The organism is Luteococcus sp. Sow4_B9 (assembly GCF_052116585.1).
Lineage (GTDB): Bacteria > Actinomycetota > Actinomycetes > Propionibacteriales > Propionibacteriaceae > Luteococcus.
The window spans coordinates 1-1,413 of record NZ_JBQKKT010000059.1 but is presented as its reverse complement, the minus strand read 5'-3'; the positions used below and the strand labels follow the sequence as shown (position 1 = coordinate 1,413).

The window sequence follows — 1,413 nt, the reverse complement described above, 5'->3', positions numbered from 1 at the left end:
GGGTCGGACACCACTGGTGTCCGACCCCCTTCGCACGGCTGTGAGGCCTGGCTCCTACGGAGCGGCCGTGTCACGAGAATTCGTGTCAGGCCTGCTGCTCGGCAGCCTGCTTCTTCAGCGCCTCCATGTCCAGGCCCTTGATCTGCTCGATCAGCTTGTCCAGCTGGCTGCCGTTCAGCAGACCCGCCTGACGGAAGACCAGCATCCCCTGGCGGAAGGCCATGATCGTGGGGATCGACGTGATCTCCAGGCCAGCGGCCAGGTCGCGCTCCTCCTCGGTGTCCACCTTGGCGAAGGTGACATCCTCGTGGCGGCCCGAGGCCTCGTCGTAGATCGGCGCGAAGCGCATGCACGGGCCGCACCAGCCGGCCCAGAAGTCGACGAGCACGATCTCGCTGTCGTTGATGGTGCTGGCGAAAGTGTCCTTGTTGATTGCCACGGGGGCCATGGTGAACTCCTTGGAAGGTCCTTGGCGAGGCCGGGGCGTCGCCCTTCACCTGTGTCCAACCGAGCCCATCGACCGGATATTCCGAACCCGCCGAACCGACTACTTGATGGCCGCCACCCGACGCAGCGGAATGGGCACCCTGAGATCCTCCCCGGCCTCCGCCCGGCTGGTCATCCAGTCCGCCGCCGCCTGGACCCGCTGCGGGGAGGTGTTGGGCAGGTAGAAGCCCTGCAGCAGCCGCTCGGCATCCTCCCGTGAGCCCACCCGGTAGTGATACCGCTCACGAGCGTCCTCCACCTTGCGCAAACCGTGGTCGGCCAGCAGTCCTGCCACGCGAAGCTCCACCTGCCCCGGGAATTCCGGGGTGCCGCGCAGGAGCCGCGTCAGCTGACCGGCCACCCGCATGTCACGCGGGTTGAGCGGGCGAAGGGTGGGCACCAGACCAACGAAGACGCCACCCGGCCTGAGCACGCGCTGCACCTCGTCCAGCAACCGCCCGGTGGGGTGGATGACCGCCAGCTCCAGCACGCTGACCACCGCGTCGAAGGAGCCGTCGGCAAAGGGCAGGGCACGCGCATCGCCCTGGACAAAGGGCCCGGGGCCGGAGGCATGGCGCAGTTCCGCCGCCGAGCGGTCCAGCCCCACGACGATGCGGCCGGGCAGTTCCAGCTCGCGCCCCATCGCGCCGGCCCCACAGCCGATGTCCAGCACTTGCAGGGCTCTGGAGCTCACGGCACGAGCCAGCCATCGGTAGGGAGTCTTGTTCCCGGAGACACAGCGCTTGAACACCTCGTCGGCGATGCCCGGACGCTGTGCGTGGAAGGAGTCTAGGTAGGAGCTCCAGTCGGCCATGGGTTTCTCCTATGTCAAGCGGCCAGTGGGATGCAAGTCCCGGGGGCTGCTTGGGTGGTCTTGGGTGGGTTCTTGAGGGTGGTGAACACGATGCGGATGAGGTGGCGTTTCAG

At 67.4% G+C, this 1,413-nt stretch carries 2 protein-coding genes; both read right to left on the bottom strand.

Going from position 1 to position 1,413, the window contains the following annotated elements; genetic code table 11:
• Positions 1 to 85 precede the first annotated feature (85 nt).
• A complete protein-coding gene (trxA, locus tag ACTQ49_RS14915; protein WP_441828622.1) occupies positions 86 to 448 on the bottom strand; it encodes a thioredoxin in 363 nt (120 codons plus the stop codon).
• Between the two features lie 99 nt (positions 449 to 547).
• Positions 548 to 1,300 (bottom strand): class I SAM-dependent methyltransferase, encoded by a 753-nt coding sequence (locus ACTQ49_RS14910; RefSeq protein ID WP_441828621.1) that lies wholly within the window; start codon positions 1,298 to 1,300, stop codon positions 548 to 550.
• Positions 1,301 to 1,413: the final 113 nt, after the last annotated feature.